Source organism: Tunturiibacter empetritectus, assembly GCF_013410875.1.
Taxonomy (GTDB): Bacteria; Acidobacteriota; Terriglobia; order Terriglobales; family Acidobacteriaceae; genus Edaphobacter; species Edaphobacter empetritectus.
In genome coordinates this window covers 1,681,104-1,698,806 of sequence record NZ_JACCCU010000001.1, presented here as the reverse complement: position 1 = coordinate 1,698,806, position 17,703 = coordinate 1,681,104, and the positions used below count along the sequence as shown (strand labels likewise).

Annotated in this window: 14 protein-coding genes; 2 read left to right on the top strand and 12 right to left on the bottom strand. The window is 58.9% G+C overall.

The window, feature by feature from the left end:
- Positions 1-93: 93 nt before the first annotated feature.
- From thiE to HDF08_RS07200, 4 genes are all read right to left on the bottom strand, one after another.
- Positions 94-726, bottom strand: a complete 633-nt coding sequence (thiE, locus tag HDF08_RS07215; RefSeq protein ID WP_353068731.1) for a thiamine phosphate synthase — start codon at positions 724-726, stop codon at positions 94-96.
- Positions 727-2,082, bottom strand: coding sequence for an acetyl-CoA carboxylase biotin carboxylase subunit (accC, locus tag HDF08_RS07210; protein WP_179637830.1), 1,356 nt, complete (start codon positions 2,080-2,082; stop codon positions 727-729). It abuts the gene before it with no gap.
- Between the two features lie 77 nt (positions 2,083-2,159).
- Complete coding sequence (gene accB / locus HDF08_RS07205) at positions 2,160-2,657, bottom strand: acetyl-CoA carboxylase biotin carboxyl carrier protein (RefSeq protein WP_179638854.1); 498 nt, start codon at positions 2,655-2,657, stop codon at positions 2,160-2,162.
- 39 nt (positions 2,658-2,696) lie between these two features.
- On the bottom strand, positions 2,697-3,770 hold the full coding sequence (locus HDF08_RS07200) for a M24 family metallopeptidase (RefSeq protein WP_257030906.1): 1,074 nt from the start codon (positions 3,768-3,770) through the stop codon (positions 2,697-2,699).
- Between the two features lie 88 nt (positions 3,771-3,858).
- On the opposite strand from HDF08_RS07200, the gene HDF08_RS07195 reads away from it, so the two are divergent.
- The gene (locus HDF08_RS07195) at positions 3,859-4,734 is read left to right on the top strand and encodes a metallophosphoesterase (protein ID WP_179637828.1); all 876 of its coding nucleotides are present in this window, start codon (positions 3,859-3,861) and stop codon (positions 4,732-4,734) included.
- 53 nt (positions 4,735-4,787) lie between these two features.
- Here HDF08_RS07195 and HDF08_RS07190 read toward each other — a convergent pair whose 3' ends face one another.
- The 3 genes from HDF08_RS07190 to HDF08_RS07180 all read right to left on the bottom strand — a co-directional run bounded on the left by HDF08_RS07190 (position 4,788) and on the right by HDF08_RS07180 (position 6,411).
- Entirely contained in the window at positions 4,788-4,994 is a 207-nt protein-coding gene (locus HDF08_RS07190) for a hypothetical protein (protein ID WP_179637827.1), read from the bottom strand.
- 5 nt (positions 4,995-4,999) lie between these two features.
- A complete protein-coding gene (locus HDF08_RS07185) occupies positions 5,000-5,254 on the bottom strand; it encodes a helix-turn-helix domain-containing protein (RefSeq protein WP_179637826.1) in 255 nt (84 codons plus the stop codon).
- Positions 5,255-5,370: 116 nt separating this feature from the next.
- Positions 5,371-6,411 carry a 6-phosphofructokinase gene (locus tag HDF08_RS07180; protein WP_179637825.1) on the bottom strand — a complete coding sequence of 347 codons (1,041 nt, stop codon included), beginning with the start codon at positions 6,409-6,411 and terminating at the stop codon, positions 5,371-5,373.
- A gap of 180 nt (positions 6,412-6,591) precedes the next feature.
- Between HDF08_RS07180 and HDF08_RS07175 the strand changes: the two genes are divergently transcribed.
- Entirely contained in the window at positions 6,592-8,319 is a 1,728-nt protein-coding gene (locus tag HDF08_RS07175; protein ID WP_179637824.1) for an energy transducer TonB, read from the top strand.
- A gap of 7 nt (positions 8,320-8,326) precedes the next feature.
- On the opposite strand, the gene HDF08_RS07170 is transcribed toward HDF08_RS07175, so the two are convergent.
- The 5 genes from HDF08_RS07170 to HDF08_RS07150 all read right to left on the bottom strand — a co-directional run bounded on the left by HDF08_RS07170 (position 8,327) and on the right by HDF08_RS07150 (position 17,567).
- Complete coding sequence (locus tag HDF08_RS07170; protein WP_257030905.1) at positions 8,327-9,358, bottom strand: MBL fold metallo-hydrolase; 1,032 nt, start codon at positions 9,356-9,358, stop codon at positions 8,327-8,329.
- A gap of 20 nt (positions 9,359-9,378) precedes the next feature.
- The gene (locus tag HDF08_RS07165) at positions 9,379-10,236 is read right to left on the bottom strand and encodes an HAD family acid phosphatase (protein WP_257030904.1); all 858 of its coding nucleotides are present in this window, start codon (positions 10,234-10,236) and stop codon (positions 9,379-9,381) included.
- A complete protein-coding gene (locus HDF08_RS07160) occupies positions 10,205-11,995 on the bottom strand; it encodes an AMP-dependent synthetase/ligase (RefSeq protein ID WP_179637823.1) in 1,791 nt (596 codons plus the stop codon). Before HDF08_RS07160 ends, HDF08_RS07165 begins: the two co-directional genes overlap by 32 nt.
- A gap of 146 nt (positions 11,996-12,141) precedes the next feature.
- Positions 12,142-12,795 carry a TetR/AcrR family transcriptional regulator gene (locus HDF08_RS07155; RefSeq protein WP_179637822.1) on the bottom strand — a complete coding sequence of 218 codons (654 nt, stop codon included), beginning with the start codon at positions 12,793-12,795 and terminating at the stop codon, positions 12,142-12,144.
- A 212-nt stretch (positions 12,796-13,007) separates the two neighbouring features.
- Positions 13,008-17,567 carry a glutamate synthase-related protein gene (locus HDF08_RS07150; RefSeq protein WP_179637821.1) on the bottom strand — a complete coding sequence of 1,520 codons (4,560 nt, stop codon included), beginning with the start codon at positions 17,565-17,567 and terminating at the stop codon, positions 13,008-13,010.
- Positions 17,568-17,703: the final 136 nt, after the last annotated feature.

Below are 17,703 nucleotides of genomic sequence, written 5' to 3'. Positions count from 1 at the left end.
CGCCATCTTCCGCAACGCATCTTTGTTTGTCATCCCGCAGCGAAGGGGAGAGGTCGGCTGTTATTTTTTTCACAAGATTCACGTTCGTCTGTTCTACCGTAAAACATCGAGAAAGTCTCTCGCCACTTTCTCCACCGACTCCCCCTCAGCAATCAAGGCGCTGATCACCGCAACCGAATCCGCCCCAGCATCGATCACGCTTCGCGCATTCGCCCGCGTAACTCCGCCAATCCCCACAATCGGCTTCGTCGTCAACGTCCGCGCCCGTCTCACACCCGCCAACCCAATCACCGGCTCCGCGTCCAGCTTCGTCCCCGTAGCAAACACCGGCCCCACCGCAACATAATCCGCACAACTCAACTCCGCCAGTCGAACCTGCTCCTCCGTATGCGTAGAAACCCCAACCCAGCTCTCCGCCCCCACTACCCGGCGCGCATCATCTGGCGACAGATCCTCCTGCCCCACATGAACTCCATCCCACCCGGCAATCACCGCAAGGTCCGCTCGATCATTCAGAATCAACCGGCACCCGCTGTCGCCCATCGCATCGCGAATCAGGGCGGCAACCCGCAAAATCGCCTGAGGACCGCCCGCCTTGTTGCGATACTGAAGCAGTCCGACCCCAGCCGCTTTTAGTTCCTTCGCAAATCGCTCAACTGCCATTCCGCGACTCGCCAGAAAACCATCGTCCACAATCGGATACAAACGCGGTAGCAGGATTCCCACCTAGCTTTCCTTCTGCCGCTCGAAGAACCGCTCCATAAACTTCGTATCGAACTGCCCCGAACGAAACTCTTTATCCGCAAAGATCTTCTCGTGCAGCGGAATCGTCGTATGAATTCCCTGCACCACAAACTGGCTCAGCGCCCGCTGCATCTTGTTCATCGCCTCTTCGCGATCCGCTCCATGACAGATCAGCTTCGCAATCAAAGAGTCGTAGTAAGGCGGCACAAACCCCTCAGCGTATTGGGCAGTATCCACCCGCACCCCATTACCTCCCGGCAGATTGAAGGCCGTAATTTTTCCGGCGCTTGGCGTGAACTTCTCTGGATGCTCCGCATTAATACGGCACTCGATCGCATGCCCGCGAATCTCCGCCGGACGCGTAATAATCGAGGTCAGCTTCTCGCCCGCAGCAATCCGCAGCTGCGCCTTCACTAGATCAATTCCTGTAACCATCTCGGTTACACAATGCTCCACCTGGATCCTAGTATTCATCTCGATGAAGTAGATCTTGCCATCCTCATCCATCAAAAACTCAATCGTCCCGGCATTCCAATAGCCAATATTCTCCAGCGCCCGCTTGATCGTCTTACCCAGTTCTTCACGAAGCTTGGGAGTGATCATCAGACTGGGAGCCTCTTCAATCAACTTCTGGTGCCGTCGCTGGATCGAGCACTCACGCTCCCCCAGGCTCATCACATTGCCATGCTCATCGGCCAGCACCTGGAACTCAATGTGCCGGGGCCGCTCGATGAACTTCTCCATGTACATATCGCCATTCCCGAATGCATTCGCCGCCTCGGTCGAAGCCTGCTGGTACATCCCCGGCAACTCTTCTTTGTTACGACAGATGCGCATCCCACGACCGCCACCACCCGCGACCGCCTTCAGAATCACCGGGTACCCAACATCCTTGGCCCACTCCAGCGCCTCATTCTCGTCCGCGATAATCCCATCGGACCCCGGCAGAATCGGCACCTTTGCCTTCTTCATCGTCTGCCGCGCCGTGGACTTCTCGCCCATCATCCGTGTTACCTCGGGCGGAGGCCCGATGAACTTGATGTTCGACGCGCGGCACACCTCGGCGAAGTTCGCATTCTCGCTCAGCAGCCCATACCCAGGATGAATCGCGTCTACATCCGCAATCTCAGCCGCCGAGATTACGGCAGGTACATTCAGATAGCTATCCGCCGAACGCGGAGGTCCGATACAGATCGCCTCATCGGCAAACCGCACATGCAGCGAATTCCGATCAGCCTCGCTGTACACCGCAACCGTGCGGATACCCATCTCCTTACAGGCGCTGATCACGCGCAGTGCAATCTCCCCACGATTGGCAATCAATACCTTACGAAACATAAATACAGGTGCCTTCCATTGATCTTTGCGGACTGATCTTTGCTGACGAATCTTTCACTGACGAATCGCTACCGTCTTTACCGCGCCTTGATAGCAAACAGTGGCTGTCCATACTCCACCGGCTGACCGCTCGCTGCGATTCGTTTCACAACTTCGCCGGCCACATCGGACTCAATCTCATTCATCAGCTTCATGGCCTCGACGATGCAGAGCACCTGCCCCACCTCCACCTGATCGCCCACCTTCACAAACGCAGGCGCGCCTGGCGACGGCGACTCATAGAACGTCCCCACAATCGGCGACTTCACCTCATGCAGCTTCTCCTCAACCTCAGCAGCCGGAACAGGAGCGCTCGCCGCGGCAGCGACAGCCGGAACCGCTGCAGCAGGCGCCGATGCCATCAATCGACTCAAATGCGCCATATCAAATCCGCCAGCAGGAGCAGCGACAGCAGGCTCACCCGCGAACTTAATCCGCACCTTCAGGTCGTCCTGTTCCATATCGAACTCGGCGATCTCGTTCGCCTTCAAAAACTCGACCAGTTCGCGCAGCTCATTCAACTTATTTCCGTCCATCATGTCTCTTCCCGTGCCTCTTCCGGCACCATGTCTTTTTTAGAGCTCTATCCAGGCCTTCACACTGGGCGTCAAAACCTCGCCGCCATTAGCCGTCACTAAAACCATATCTTCGATGCGCAACCCAAACCTTCCGGGCATATACACACCAGGTTCGATTGTAATCACCATTCCCTGCTCTAACACCTGCGTCTGCTTCGCCGCAAGCCGTGGTCCTTCATGAATCTCCAACCCAACACCGTGCCCGGTAGAGTGGCTGAAGTACTTATCCAGCTTCACCCTCCGCAAAACGCTCCTGGCCGCCTCGTCCACCTCTCCGGCAGTCACCCCCGGCGCAACAGCGGCGACCGCGGCCTCCTGAGCTTCCAGCACAGAATCATACACGTCCCGCTCACTAGGCAACGCCTTGCCTATGTGTACGGTACGAGTCATGTCGCTGCAATATCCGTCGAGAATAACACCGAAGTCCAGGGTCACGAACCCCTGCTTTGGCAGCTTAGCCCCTGTTGCACGCCCATGCGGCAGCGCCGATCGCTCCCCGCTCGCAACGATCGTGTCGAACGACATCCCCTCCGCCCCCGCCAGCCTCGCCGCGTACTCCAACGTCGCCGCTACCTCCGTCTCGGTCAGCCCCGCCTCCAGATACGTCAGCATGCCCTCAAACAGATCGCACCCCACCAGCGCAGCGGCACGTATCAACTTCACCTCGTCGACGTCTTTCACCTCGCGCATCCGCGCCACTAACGGCCCCACCGCCACAAACATTCCTCGCCGCACCTTAGCCGAGAGAGCCTTCCGCATCATCTCCAGGCCCGCCACCGTCGTATGCGCCGCGTCAAATCCGCAGCGCCTTACCCCGGCAGTCTCAAGCCACTCACAAGCCGCCACCACCGCAGGCTTCTTCGCAATCATCACCCTGGTCCTGGCCGCCTCCACGCGCGCTTGCACCGTATACCGTCCGTCAGTAAACAGAGTCGCGCGTCCCCCCGCGAACGCAAGCACCGCATTCGAGCCCGTAAACCCGCACAAATAGCGAACATCCGGCAGATGCGCGATCAACATCCCATCAACGCCAGCTGCCTTCGCGGCCGCAGTAGCTCTTTTCTTCCTCAAGCTAAAATTCATCACCTCTGATTCTACCCAACCCCATCGTCCCTAACCTGTCTTTCGCCCATAGCGTTGCAACCGGTATTATGGAAGTATGCCCGGCTCTCAACCCGATCAGCCGTCGCGCTTTACCCGACGCAAATTCCTCATAGGCTCAGGGACCGCAGCAGCAGCTCTGGCTCTCTACTCCGGAGAGATCGCTCGCCACGAAGTCGACGTCGTCCAACGCCCCATCGCCATCGCGAATCTCCCAACCGCCTTCCACGGCTATCGCATCGTTCAACTCAGCGACATACACCTAGACGAGTACACTGAACCCTTCTTCTTCGAACGCGTCATCCACAAAGTCAACACGCTCGCCCCGGACCTCGTCCTCCTCACCGGCGACTTCATCACCCACGGCTCTGTCACGTTCATCGCCGGCAAACACGCTGCTCACCGTTGTGCGGAGATCATCGCTACCCTCACCGCCCCTCTGCGCTACGGCATCCTCGGCAATCACGACGTAGCCGTCAACGCCCCCATGGTCATTCAGGCTCTCTCCAGCCGCGGCACACCCGTCCTGGTCAACCGTTATCTTCCCATCGAACGCAGCGGCTCCCGTCTCTGGCTCTGCGGCGTCGACGACCCCGGCACCAGCGCTCCCAACCTCGACCTCGCCATCCCCACTAGGCCCGACGGTCCAGTCATCCTCATGGCCCACGAGCCCGACTACGCCGACGACGTCGTCGCCCATCCCAGGGGCCCCCTCGTCGACCTCATGCTCTCCGGCCACGCCCACGGCGGCCAGGTCCGTCTGCCCTTCCTTGGCCCGCTCATCCTGCCTCCACTAGGCGAAAAATATCCAGAAGGTCACTACCAGTTCAATCGAATGCAGCTATACGTGAATCGCGGCATCGGCACCGTTGGCCTGCCCTTCCGCCTCAACTGCCCCCCGGAGATCACAGTCATCACCCTTCAGCCAGCCTGAACCGTAACGCCAGACACCCAGTTGCGCGCATCTCCAAACCATCGAGAAAACCTTCAGTCCGACCCGAAGGCGGTAAAAAAGATCATCACCACTCCCAGCGCAAGCAGCGCCACAGCCCCCGCCAGTCGTCCCACCACGCCATACCAGGGTTTGCCTGCAGCCGACCAGCAAAGCTGAATCGCAAACCAGAACGCTGCCACCGCGACAGCCCCAAACAGGACGACATACCCGTCAATGTGAAACGCCAGAAGTCTGATCAATCCGTCTACCGCGCCCTCGCAACCGGTTTCTTTTGTTTTGGCATCACGGCAATCGGCGTAGGCGGCTTCACGCCCGACTTCTCATCCATCCACGCATCCAGCAGCGTCTTCTTGAACCGCCACCGATTCCCCAGCTTGAACGCAGGAATAAACCCCTCCGACGCGTACCGGTACAACGTATCCCCGCTGATCCCCAGATACTCCGACGCCTGCCGGATATCCATCACCTCACGCACCGTTGTCTGTACCGACACAGCCATCACAAGTCTCCGTTCGACCCAAAAAGCAGCGCTGCAAAATGAATGCCGGACGCGGAAGCACCCAGCACCCTCTTTGTACCCCCTTTTGTCTACCGGCACAACAAAAATCTCCTTTGTTAACTGGAAGCTAACGGCTGCAACCCCTTCATTACCGCCAGTAAGTCCTCCCCCACCGTTCTCGTCTTCGCAATCGCGTCCGCAAGGGGAATATCCGTAATCGCAGTGCCCTTCAGCACCACCAGCCGGCCAAACTTGCCCGCATGCACTAGGTCGATCGCCGCCACGCCGTACCGAGTAGCCAGCATCCGGTCATAAGCCGAAGGCGTCCCGCCCCGCTGTGTATGCCCCAGGTTCACGCTGCGTGTCTCATACCCTGTCCGCTTCTCAATCTCCTCCGCCAGCGCCTGCCCAATCCCGCTCAGTCGCGCATGTCCAAACGAATCAACAGCCGTCCCATGAGTCGCCTGCCCCGTCTCCGGAAACTGCGCACCTTCGGCCGCGACCACAATCGAAAACTTCTTCCCATGCTCGCGCCGGTACTTCACCAACCGGCACACCTCATCAATATCGATCGGCACCTCTGGCACAAGAATCACATCGGCGCCACCCGCAATCCCCGCCGTAATCGCGATCCACCCGGCATCGCGTCCCATCACCTCGCACACCATCACGCGGTTATGCGCCTCGGCAGTCGAGTGCAACCGATCGACCGCCTCCGTAGCGATCCCCACAGCCGTATCGAACCCAAAGCAGGCATCGGTCCCATTCAAATCGTTATCGATGGTCTTCGGCACGCCAACGCACTTCACGCCCTTCTCACTCAGAGCCAGACTGATCGACTGCGTATCGTCCCCGCCCAGCGCAATCAGAGCATCCAGCTTATGCTTCCCCAGCACCTCAACGCACTTGTCAAACCCACCCGGAATCTTCTTCACATTCGTCCGTGAAGACCGCAGAATCGTACCGCCCCGATGCAGAATTCCAGACGTCGTCTCAAGCGTAAGCGGCATCGTCACATCATCCAGCACGCCGCGCCACCCCTCCATAAACCCAACAAACTCATCCCCATGGTGCAGGATTCCCTTACGCACCGCCGCCCGAATCACCGCATTCAGCCCAGGACAATCTCCGCCCCCCGTCAACATCCCAATCCGCATCGCAAGCTCCTTTATTTTTAACGTCAGCGAAATAATACCGCGAAATAACACCTTAGTCCGCCACAAGCCTCAGCCTGCCACCGGCCTTGCGGATCGACAAAAGCCGCCCCCGCTAAAGTTCATCCTTTACTCCCGTCAGGATGGACCCCCCAGGCACAATCCGCATCCAAATCAAAAGTTATGGCCTTTTTTTCAGACTCACAGGAAACAATCTCCCACTTCGGCGGCTCCATCAATGAGCTGCAGGATTTTTTTCGAATCAGTACAGTTCCTTACGGCGAGCCGGACGACTTCTTCGCATTTGCCCGGAAGCTCCGGAAGGACATCCAGCTTCGCACCAATCTCTCCGTTCTGGCCAAATCCATCATGGAAAGGGAGAGCGAAATCTCCCTCCGTATCTTCCTCACGATCCTCGCCATAGCCAGCGGCGGCCCGGACATCGCCACCTCTGAACGCGAGATCAGCTCACCGGTCAACCTCATCATCGACTTCCTCATCAGCATAGGAAGCTGCAGTCAGATCAGCGCCGAGCACCCTGACAGCCCCTGCTCCACGCCTACAACCGACCCTGCCGCAATCGACCATGCCGGAGATTTTGAAGCGCTCGAGCGCGTCTACGTCCATCCATCCCTCGAAGCGCAGTCCAACACCTTTGCGCCTACTGCCATCTACGACGAAGAACCCAGCGAAGAATTAATCCCTCACTCAAGCTTCGATTCCCCACTCGATCCGAGACACGTCGCCTCCCATGACGTCAACATGCTCACCGAATCGCTCAGCCGACTCGAGCTCAACAGTCTGCAGGTCAAGTTCTACCTCGACTCGATCGATCAACGCATCAGCCGGATGGAGCCGCGACTCGAAAACATTCCTTCGCTTGTCTTGCCCGCTGCGCCCCAACCCTCCGGCGAGCGCGTCGGCTCCCGCCTCAGAGACCAGAGCGACGCAAAGTTCTCCGCCACCGTTCCACCAACCCAACAGCTCAGCGATCCACAAACAGATCAGTACCCCGGCGAATCAGCCCAACAAGTGGAAGCCACCAAAGAAACCGACATAAACCAGGCAACCGTCGCAAAGGAAGAGATCCAGCTAAAGATCCCGCAGGCAAAAGAAAATCCCGAGGTGGTTACCAAGCCCTGGATGAGGTTCATACATCCGCTCCCCTCCGGGAAACAATATATCTTTCAGATCTTCCTTCTCGGTGCGGCACTGCTCCTTGCGAACCTGGTCTACTGGCGCCTTGTACGTGATACGACCTTCGCAAAATCGGCTCCAGCCAGTGAGGCTCTTCCTGTCGCCGAAGCTCTTTCACCCAGCTCCGCCTCGTCGCCGGACTCGCCTGATCAGACGCAAAAGCCCTCTGTAACCCTCCCCACCGACGCACCAGGCGTTAACTCGCAGCCCACCGCTCAGATCGATCCGTCGCTAAACCCAAAACTCCCCATCATCACGAAGCCATTCGACACCAATCAGCCGACTCACTCCAACACCTCCGCATCTTTGATCTCCACCCCCACCAAAAGCCCTGACGAGGTAGCCACCGACACCGCCTCTCGCGCAGGTGGCCCTCCGTCTGCCCCTCGCGCAACCACGCGATGGAGTCCCATAACGATCTCCGGTCGCCGCGTCAACGTCACGTCCGGCGTCATGGCAGCAAATCTCCTCTCCGCCCCAAAGCCTGTATACCCGAAGCTCGCCAGTCTCACCCACACGCAGGGCAACGTCGTCATGCAGGCCATCATCTCGAAGAGAGGTACCGTCGAGAACCTGCGCGTTATCAAAGGACATCATTTACTACGAGGCGCCGCAACCGACGCCGTGCGCACGTGGCGCTTCCGTCCCTACATCGTCGATGGAGTTCCAGTTGAGGTTGCAACTATCGTCAGTGTCGACTTCGTCCGGCACTAGACCTCACTCACCGCCACCAATCCGACCGCACCTCGACCCCCGCTACCACCTCGCTAGGCCGCCCCGGCTCAGGAGCCCACAACAGAATCTCCCGCTCCCCCGCAATCTCCAGCATCCGCGTGATCGGTTGCCGCCACGCATGCAGCGCCAGATCGAACAGCCCCCAGTGAATCGGCATCATCAGCCCCTTGCCGCCAAGCGCTTCAAATGCTCTCGCCGCGCCATCGGGCCCAAGATGAATTCCATCCCACAACGCATCGAACGCGCCAATCTCGAGCATCGTAAGATCGAACGGCCCATATACAGAGCCAATCTCTGCAAACCCTTCCCACCATCCCGAATCTGCGCCAAAGTAGACTTTATGTTTCGGCCCGCGAAACACAAACGCAGACCACAGCGTCTCGAATCGATTGAATAGACTCCTCCCGGAAAAATGCCTCGACGGAACAGCTGTGATCTCCACCTCACCCACCGAGACACTCTGCGTCCAATCCAGCTCCGTGATCCTCCCGGCATCGACTCCAAACCCCTGCAGCAGCTCTCCCACTCCCAACGAAGTCAGCCACTTCGCCTCGCCCATCGAATCGAGCCGCGCCAATCCACAAATCGTCGCCTCTCCCAAGTGGTCGAAGTGGTCGTGCGACAGCAGCACCACATCCACAGGCGGCAGATCCTCCAGCTTCATCGGTGCAGCAAAAAATCTCTTCGGCCCCATCCATCGCGTTGGGGAAGCGCGCTCATCCCACATCGGGTCGATCAGCACTCGCAACCCATCAATCTCCATCAACAAAGACGAGTGCCCCATCCAGGTCACCCGAAGACCGCTCACCGGAACCCCAGCATACACGGAGACATCGGTGTGGAACGGCCCCAGCGTCTTCGTCGGCACCGTCTCCGCCTTGTTGAACAAGTAACGGGGCAGCACCTTGAAGATCGTGCTCAACCCGCCGATCACCGTAGGCACCGGATTCAAAAACCTCCGCCCTACCTTGTTCGCCCGCCGCAGCATCGTCGTATCGCCGGATACTAAAGTCCCCAAATCAAGCCCCCTGCAAACCCCTAAGGCAAATAGTAAAAGGGATTCGGTAGTTTTACGCTGATTTCCGCTCTTGGCTCCCCATTCAGGTCACTCCACTGATCCCCCACGCTCATCACAATGCGATACCCTGCATCCACAATCCTCTTCCGCTCCTCGCTCTTGTAGGCAACCGTAGCCATCGTCTTCTCAGGCCCCTCGCGCAACGCAAGCCCCTTCCATCCCCGATACCCCGCGGCCTCCAGGTTCTTCGCCGTGGCCGCCTTTTGCTCCCCAGGCCGACCCGTAATAAAAAAGACCTCCAGCCCCGCAGCCCGAGCTTCGTTGAACAACCGAAGTGTCCCCGGTATCGCCATATCCGCTTCGGCGGAGACCGCCCACTCATTGAAAGGCACCGAGATAAATCCGTAGTCCTCCCGCTTCATCTCGCAGTAGTTCGTCAGCGCAGTCTCATCGATATCCAGCACCAGCGCCAACTTCTCGCCAGTCTTCTCCGCAGCGATCAGCCGCTTCAACTCTGCCTCGGCCCTCTTCGCTTGAGCGTCCAGATCCGCCCAGTAACACCCACCCGTCCCCACGCAATCGGCGTAGTCCTCCAGCCGATACCGCGCCACACCGAAGTTCTCCATCGGCTCCGCCGCCACCACCATCGTCGGATCAGCCGCCGCCGTCTCCGCCGTAGCCACTGCGACTTCCACCGTAGGCCTCGGCCCCACCCGAGGCCGCAAACTAGCCGCCTGCTTCCCCGACGGCACAGCACAAACCGGCGGCCCAACCTGCGCCAGACAAACTCCACCAGCCAGCGCCACCACACCCACCAAACGCAACCCGCCGCCTAAAGCACTTAGCTCACCGCTTCGATGCAGTCGCCTCATCCGCATAGAAATCTCCAATCTCCTTCGCGTACTTCTGCTCCACCACACGCCGTTTCAGCTTCATACTAGGAGTCAGCGTTCCATCCTCCACGCTCCACTCGTCAGCAACCAAACTCATCCGCTTCATACTCTCGAAGTTCGCCAGACCCATATTCACCTTATCCACGATCTCCTGGTAAGCCTTCACCACCTTCGCATCCTTCACCAGAGCCGCACGATCCCCCGCAGCAACTCCCTGCCCCTTCGCCCATCCCTCAAGCGCCGCAAAGTTCGGCGAAATCAGCACACACGCAAACTTGTGTTTATCTCCCACCAGAGCCGCCTGCCCCACTAGAACATTCGCCTTCAGCTTATTCTCAATTGGCTGCGGAGCAATCAGCTTCCCGCCACTGGTCTTCAACAGCTCCTTCTTCCTGTCCGTAATCGACAAGTACCCGTCCGTATCGATATTCCCAATATCACCAGTCTTGAACCACCCATCCGCAGTAAACGCCTCCTTCGTCGCTTCCTCCTTCTTCCAATACCCCACAAACACCGAAGGGCCTCTCACCTCCAGTTCTCCATCTTCCGCAAACCGGCACTCCACATTCTTCAGCGCCTGCCCAACCGTCCCAATCCGGTGCGCCTCCGGATAGTTCACCGCAATCACCGGCGAGGTCTCCGTCAACCCATACCCTTCAAAGATCCGAATCCCTACATCCGCAAACCATCCCGCCGAATCCATCCCCAGCGGCGCGCCGCCCGAGATAAACACCTCCGCGCGCCCCCCAAACGCCTCGCGAATCTTCGAGTACACCAGCTTGTTCGCAACCTTCCAGCTCAGCGAACCAGGAGTCTTTCCCCCCAATATCTCCGCCCGATGCTTCTTCCCCACGCCCAGAGCCCAGCGCAGTATCTTCAACTTCGCCGGTGACGCAGCCGACTTCCCCTCCACCGCCTGCCGAATCTTTTCATACACCCGAGGCACCGCAAGAAACACCGTCGGCTTCACCGCCTGCATCGCCGGCGCCAGCTGGTCGAACTTTGGGCAGTAAGCCAGCTTCACCCCATAACTCAGGAACGCATAGTCCGTATGTCGAGCCGTTACGTGCGACAGCGGCAAAAACGAGATGCAGCTGTCCTTCTCCGTAAAACCCATCTCCCCCGTCGAGAAGTTCACGTTGCTGGTCAGATTTCTATGCGTCAACATCACACCCTTCGGTTCACCGGTCGTGCCGGACGTGTAGATAATCGTCGCCAGATCCTCCGGCTTCACCCTCTTCAACATTCCATCGAACTCCACATCTCTCTGCTGCCTCGCCTTCGCGCCATCCATCAACGTGCCAAAGCTCTCAGCATTCGGAAACTCTCCCGCATCCATCACCACCACATGCTTTAACTCCGGCAGATCCCCCGCAGCCGACAGCTTGTCATACTGCTCCCGCGACGACAGCACCGCCACCTTCGAGCCCGAGTCCCGCAACATATATCCAATCTGATCCGGCGTCAGCGTCGGATACAGCGGCACATCCACCGCTCCAATCGACAGCGTCGCAAAGTCCGTCACCGCCCACTCCCACCGGTTCTCCGAAAGAATCGCCACGCGATCGCCCTGGGCCACACCCCAGCCGCGAAGCACATCCGCCAGCGCCCGCACTTGCCCATAAAGCTCATCAGAAGTAATCGGCTTCCACGCCCCATCCGCGCCCTGCCCCATCATCACTGCCCGGCTGCCCCGTCCCGTAACCTGCTCCAGAACATCATTCAAAGTCGAAAAATCAAACATCGTCTCTCCCCAAAAATCTAATGCTGCTGTTGTAACTGTGCGTTTTCTATTCTTTCAAATCTGGAAGTTGGTCATCTGGAGTCATGCGGGAAACCGCTGGCGTAATCATTTGCGGTTGCTTTTCTTCTAACATCACATTGCAGCCGTCACTTCGTCTGAATCCCGCTCAGCAGCACATCCATCACCTGAGCAGCCGTCGCCTTCGAATCATAGACCCGCCCTGTAAACACAGCAGAACTCAGCAGCTCATCGATCGCCCCGAACATGCAGTGAGCCACCACGCCATCGGAAACATCCCGCCGGAAGATCCCCTCCTGCTGCCCCCGCCGCACCACCTCGCGCACCACCTGGATGTACTTCACCAGATGATGATGCGAAAACTCCGCGATAAACTTCGCGCTCTGCCGCACCTCGGTCTGCATCAACACCGCCATGCTGCGATTCACCGCATGACTCTCCAGGTGAACCTGCGCGATGTACTCCAACTGCGCCCGCGGATCATGCAGAGTCCTGAACTCCTCCTCCACCTGCCGATGAAACTTATCGAAGGTCGAGTCGATCGCCGTCCGCAGCACGTCATCCTTACTCTTGAAGTAGAGATAGATCGTCCCATCCGCCACCCCGGCGCGCTTCGCAATCGCACTCACTGGCGAGCTGAAATAGCCATGCTCGGCGATCACCTCCACCGCCGCATCCAGAATGCGTTGATATTTTTCGCTTCCGGGTCCCGTTGCCGGCACCTCTGCCCTAATCGAATCAGGCCTCGTCTTCTTCGCTAATCGTTTCAGTCCAGGCCTCAAACCGGAAATCTCCGGTGCCGCCACTCTAATGAATCCACACAACTTTGCCAAGAATGAATTAGGATTCATTGCCCCAAAATGAATCTTTATGCAACTCGCATTTGACGAACCGTGTCCAACGATGCGGAGTCGTAGGCTGGCTAGTCGCCCTCCCACACCGTGGAGGCGCGTTCATACCAGGCCACACGCAACGCAGCAGCCTGATCAAACGCCTAAGCTTGGGGACGCGGAGTCAACCGAATGAACCCCACCGCCCGCGCAGGCCAATCCGCCAGCATCGTCTGCCCAAGCCCACTCCCCGACTCCCTGACATGCTCTGCAATCAAAGCCCGCAGACTCTCCTGCGCCTCCGCCCCAACAGCATCAAATGCTTCAGCATCAATGAACTCCGAATGATACCTCAACCCCGACACAAAGGACCCATCGGCATCAAAAACCCACGCCAGACCGCCCGTCATCCCAGCGCCAAAGTTGATCCCCACCCTGCCAAGAATCGCCACCACTCCCCCAGTCATGTACTCGCACCCGTGGTCGCCAACTCCCTCGACGACAGCAATCGCACCGGAGTTTCGAACCGCAAACCGTTCTCCCGCCCGCCCCGCCGCGAACAACCTTCCAGACGTCGCCCCATAAAGAGCAACATTCCCCAGAATCACATGCTTCCCGCTGTCCTTCGCCGCCAATCCACGCGCCCGAATCACAAGCTCGCCACCCGACAGCCCCTTCCCAACGAAATCATTCGCCTGTCCCTCGAGCACCAGCTTCATTCCATCCACCGTGAACGCGCCAAACGACTGCCCAGCCGTCCCCGTCAGGTTGAACGTAACATCCGCCACAAGCTCTCCCTGCGCTCGACGCAGCGCCAGCTCTCCCGCCAACCGCGAACCAACCGCGCGATCGCTGTTAGCAATCTTTGAGTCCACCACAAACGGCTCTCCAGCATCCGTCGCCGCCATCGCCGGCCCAACCCAGGCCTCATCCAGCGGCGGCCCCGCCACAGGCTGCGTATTCCGCACGCCCATAAACCGGCTTGGCCCATCCGATACCTTCGCCAGCATTGGCTGCAGATCAAGATTCCCATCGAACCGCACCTGCTCCAGCAGATCCGCCCGCCCAATCGCCGCCTCAATCGAAGGCAGCCCATAGCGAGCCAGCAGATGTTGCAGATCCCCCGAGAGCTGCTCAAAAAACCGAACCACATGCTCCGGCTTCCCCCGAAACTTCGCCCGCAGCTCCGGCTTCTGCGTCGCAATCCCGGTCGGACAGGTATTCAAGTGACACTGCCGCGCCATATCGCAACCCAGAACCACCAGCACCGCCGTCCCAAACGCATACTCATCCGCACCCAGCAGCGCCGCAATCAAGATATCCCGCGCCGTAGCCAGCCCGCCATCGGTACGCAGTCTTACGCGTCCGCGCATGCCGTTCTGCATCAGCACCTGCTGCGCCTCAGCTAGCCCCAGCTCCCAGGGATTCCCCGCATACTTGATGCTCGAAAGCGCAGCCGCACCAGTCCCGCCTGTGTTCCCAGCGATCACGATGTAATCCGCATAAGCCTTCGCCACACCAGCCGCAACCGTACCCACACCACAACCCGACACCAACTTCACGCCAATCGCAGCCTTCGGATTCACACGCTTCAGGTCGTAGATCAGCTGCGCCAGATCCTCGATCGAGTAAATATCATGATGCGGCGGTGGTGAGATGAGCGACACTCCCGGCTGCGCATGACGCAACCGCGCAATCAATCCACTCACCTTATGCCCCGGCAGTTGTCCACCTTCACCAGGCTTCGCTCCCTGCGCCACTTTGATCTCAATCTCCTCAGCATGCACCAGGTACTCAGCCGTAACACCAAACCGCCCCGACGCAATCTGCTTGATCTTGTTATTCAGGTCATTGTTCCGCTCCTTACTAAAGGACACATGCACCGCAGGCGCTACTACCGCAGCCTCAGCCACCGCCGCGCCTCCGCCCGACCGCGCCGCAAGGCTCATCCCCCCGCCTGCATCGACCCTCTCCGCGCCCTCAGGATGCACCCGATAAACCGCCGAGTCCTCTCCACCCTCACCCGTGTTCGACCGCCCGCCCAGCATATTCATCGCAGCCGTAATCGTCTGGTGAGCCTCCGGGCTCAAAGACCCAAGCGACATCGCGCTGGCCACAAACCGCTTGCACAAACTCGCAGGCGTCTCCACATCACTCAAAGCCAGCTCAGGCCCCGCCGGACGAATCTCCAGCAGATCTCGCAACACCGCAGGATCACGCGCAATCACATCCCGCGTATAGATCGCGAACGCACCCGCAGGGTCCGCAGGCTGCGGCACATTCCGCGCACTCCCCACCACCGACTGCAACGCCTTCACCGTCGGCGGCTGCCACGCATGCGGCTCAGAAACATCAGCCTTCCGGAATCGCACCCAACCATAATCCGGTAACTCCGCCGAAGGAGCAGCAGCGACACCCTCGCCCGGCGTCCAAGTCTGTCGCAACTGCCGCTCCACCTCAGCAAATCCCACGCCAGACAATGGAGCCGGCGTCCCAAAGAAACATCGCGCCACCACACTCGAATGCAAGCCGAGGATGTCGAACAGATGTGCCCCACGGTAGCTGTCCACCACCGAGATCCCCATCTTCGACATCACCTTCGCAAGTCCTCCGTCAAGCGACTTCATCATCTTCCGCTCAGCATCCGCCGCATCCGTCCCCGCAGGCGCAAGACTCCTGCCTGTCTCCAGCGCAAGCCACGGACAAACCGCACCAGCCCCATAGCCAATCAACACCGCAGCATGATGAATATCCCTGCAATCTCCCGCCTCAACCGCAAGCCCAGCCAACGTACGCAGACCAGCATCCACCAGCGAATGATGCACCGCTCCGGTAGCCATCGCCATCGGAATCGGCAGCCTCCCCGCACTCGCACTGCGATCAGACAGCAACAGAATCCGAGCACCCTCACGCACCAGCTTGATCGCCTGCATGCATAGCTCATCAATCCCCTGCGTCAGCGTCTTCTCCGCGCCAAACACCGCCTGCAGTTCCGCCAGCTTCAGCTCTTCCTTATGCGGATACTCACCCTTCCGCAGCGCCTCCACCTGCCCCAGCGTCAAAAATGGAGAAGGCAGCGACACTCCAGGCAGCGGCGCATTCTTATCCAGCATGTGAGGCCAAGGCCCAAGCCGCGTATGCAGCGACACCACGCAGGACTCGCGCAACGAATCAATTGGCGGATTGGTCACCTGCGCAAACCTCTGTCGAAAATACGCATAGATCGGACGCGGCGACCGGGCCAGAAACGCCAGCGGCGTATCATCGCCCATCGAATACACAGCGTCCTTCCCCTCCAGCGCCATCGGCTGCAGAATCATCTTCACGTCTTCGCGCGTATACCCAAACCCACGCTGGACCGCAGCCAGCGCAGCCGAATCCACCGCCCCCGCCTCAGCCGCAATCAGCGGTGTGTCTTCCATCAACTTCGCGTAAGTCGCCCCCGCATCAAACAGCTCCAGCAACTCCTCATCCTCATAAACCTTGTGGTGCTCCAGATCCACCAGCAGCATCTGCCCGGGCCCCAACCGTCCGCTATGCGTCACCTCTTCCGGATCGAGATCCACCAGCCCCGCCTCCGACCCCGCAACCACAAGCCCCCCACTAGTAATTGCAAATCGACAAGGCCGCAGTCCATTCCGATCCAGCGCTGCACCTACAACGCGTCCATCGCTGAACGCAAGCGCAGCCGGACCATCCCACGGCTCCGCGCAATCCGTGTGGTATCTCAAAAAAGAAGATTCATGATGCCCATCCGTCGCGGGCGGCAACAACATGCGAACCGCCTCAGCCAGCGTCCTGCCATTCTGCGACAACAGCTCCACCGCCTCGTCCAGACTCGTAGAGTCCGTCCCATCCTTCGTCAGCACCGGCTTGCACTCCACCGGCAGCGTCGAGTCGCGAGCATCCATCCGCGCCCTATTTCCCCACACCGTATTGATCTCGCCGTTATGCCCCAGCTTCCGCCCCGGCTGAGCGCGATGCCAAGTAGGGGACGTATTCGTCGCATAACGCTGATGAAACACCGCGAACGGCGTAACGTAATCCTCTGAAGCCAGATCAGGATAAAAGTCACGCAGAAAAACGCCCGTGCACATCGCCTTATAGACAATCGTCTGCGACGACATCGAGCACACATACCCCGTTACATCGCCCTGCTCATGCGCCCGCTCAAATTGCTTCCGCGCAAGATACAGCCGCCGCTCCATCGTCTCCGGCTCTGCATCCGTCGCATCGACGATCAGCACCTGACGAATCTTCGGCATCGTCTCCAGCGCCGTCTGCCCTAGGTATTCCGTCTTCACAGGCACATCGCGCCAACACAAAATCTCAAAGTCATGAGACTGCAGACACCGATCCACAATCTCTTCAGCACGCGTCTCCGCCATCGGAATTAGCAGCATCCCAACGCCCAGCACTTGTTTTTCATCAATCGAAAGATTCGCAGCTTTAACCAGCAGAGACCGCGGAACCGCAGTCATCACGCCAACCCCGTCGCTGCTCTTCCCATCAGCCGCCGTCGCACCGCGATGCGCCAGCCGTCCCAGCGCGGTCAGGGCCTGCTCCAGAATCACATGCGAAGCCGCAGCATCCACCGAAGCAACAAAACCTACACCACAAGAGTCATGATCGAAACGCTCGTCAATTAGCGACGGCGAAACCGCGGAAGACACACCCACATCACGGCGAGTTGGGGACAAACTAGCTGCCAGGGACCGTTCCATGCTTCACTATACGTCGCACCCGGCAGCAAAATCCCGGGCGCGACCCTTCCTTTTGTGTGGAGCGCTCGTCAACCGAGAAAAAAGACGAGACAGCATTATGTATAAATATACATAAAATAATGTATATTTATACACA

What these genes read in the sequence shown, in the direction of transcription:
- HDF08_RS07185 (WP_179637826.1), bottom strand. Translation starts at nt 5,254, where the DNA reads ATGGCTGTGTCGGTACAGACAACGGTGCGTGAGGTGATGGATATCCGG.
- HDF08_RS07165 (WP_257030904.1), bottom strand. Translation starts at nt 10,236, where the DNA reads ATGCGGATGAGGCGACTGCATCGAAGCGGTGAGCTAAGTGCTTTAGGC.
- HDF08_RS07195 (WP_179637828.1), top strand. Translation starts at nt 3,859, where the DNA reads ATGCCCGGCTCTCAACCCGATCAGCCGTCGCGCTTTACCCGACGCAAA.
- accB (WP_179638854.1), bottom strand. Translation starts at nt 2,657, where the DNA reads ATGGACGGAAATAAGTTGAATGAGCTGCGCGAACTGGTCGAGTTTTTG.
- HDF08_RS07180 (WP_179637825.1), bottom strand. Translation starts at nt 6,411, where the DNA reads ATGCGGATTGGGATGTTGACGGGGGGCGGAGATTGTCCTGGGCTGAAT.
- HDF08_RS07150 (WP_179637821.1), bottom strand. Translation starts at nt 17,567, where the DNA reads ATGGAACGGTCCCTGGCAGCTAGTTTGTCCCCAACTCGCCGTGATGTG.
- HDF08_RS07160 (WP_179637823.1), bottom strand. Translation starts at nt 11,995, where the DNA reads ATGTTTGATTTTTCGACTTTGAATGATGTTCTGGAGCAGGTTACGGGA.
- accC (WP_179637830.1), bottom strand. Translation starts at nt 2,082, where the DNA reads ATGTTTCGTAAGGTATTGATTGCCAATCGTGGGGAGATTGCACTGCGC.
- HDF08_RS07175 (WP_179637824.1), top strand. Translation starts at nt 6,592, where the DNA reads ATGGCCTTTTTTTCAGACTCACAGGAAACAATCTCCCACTTCGGCGGC.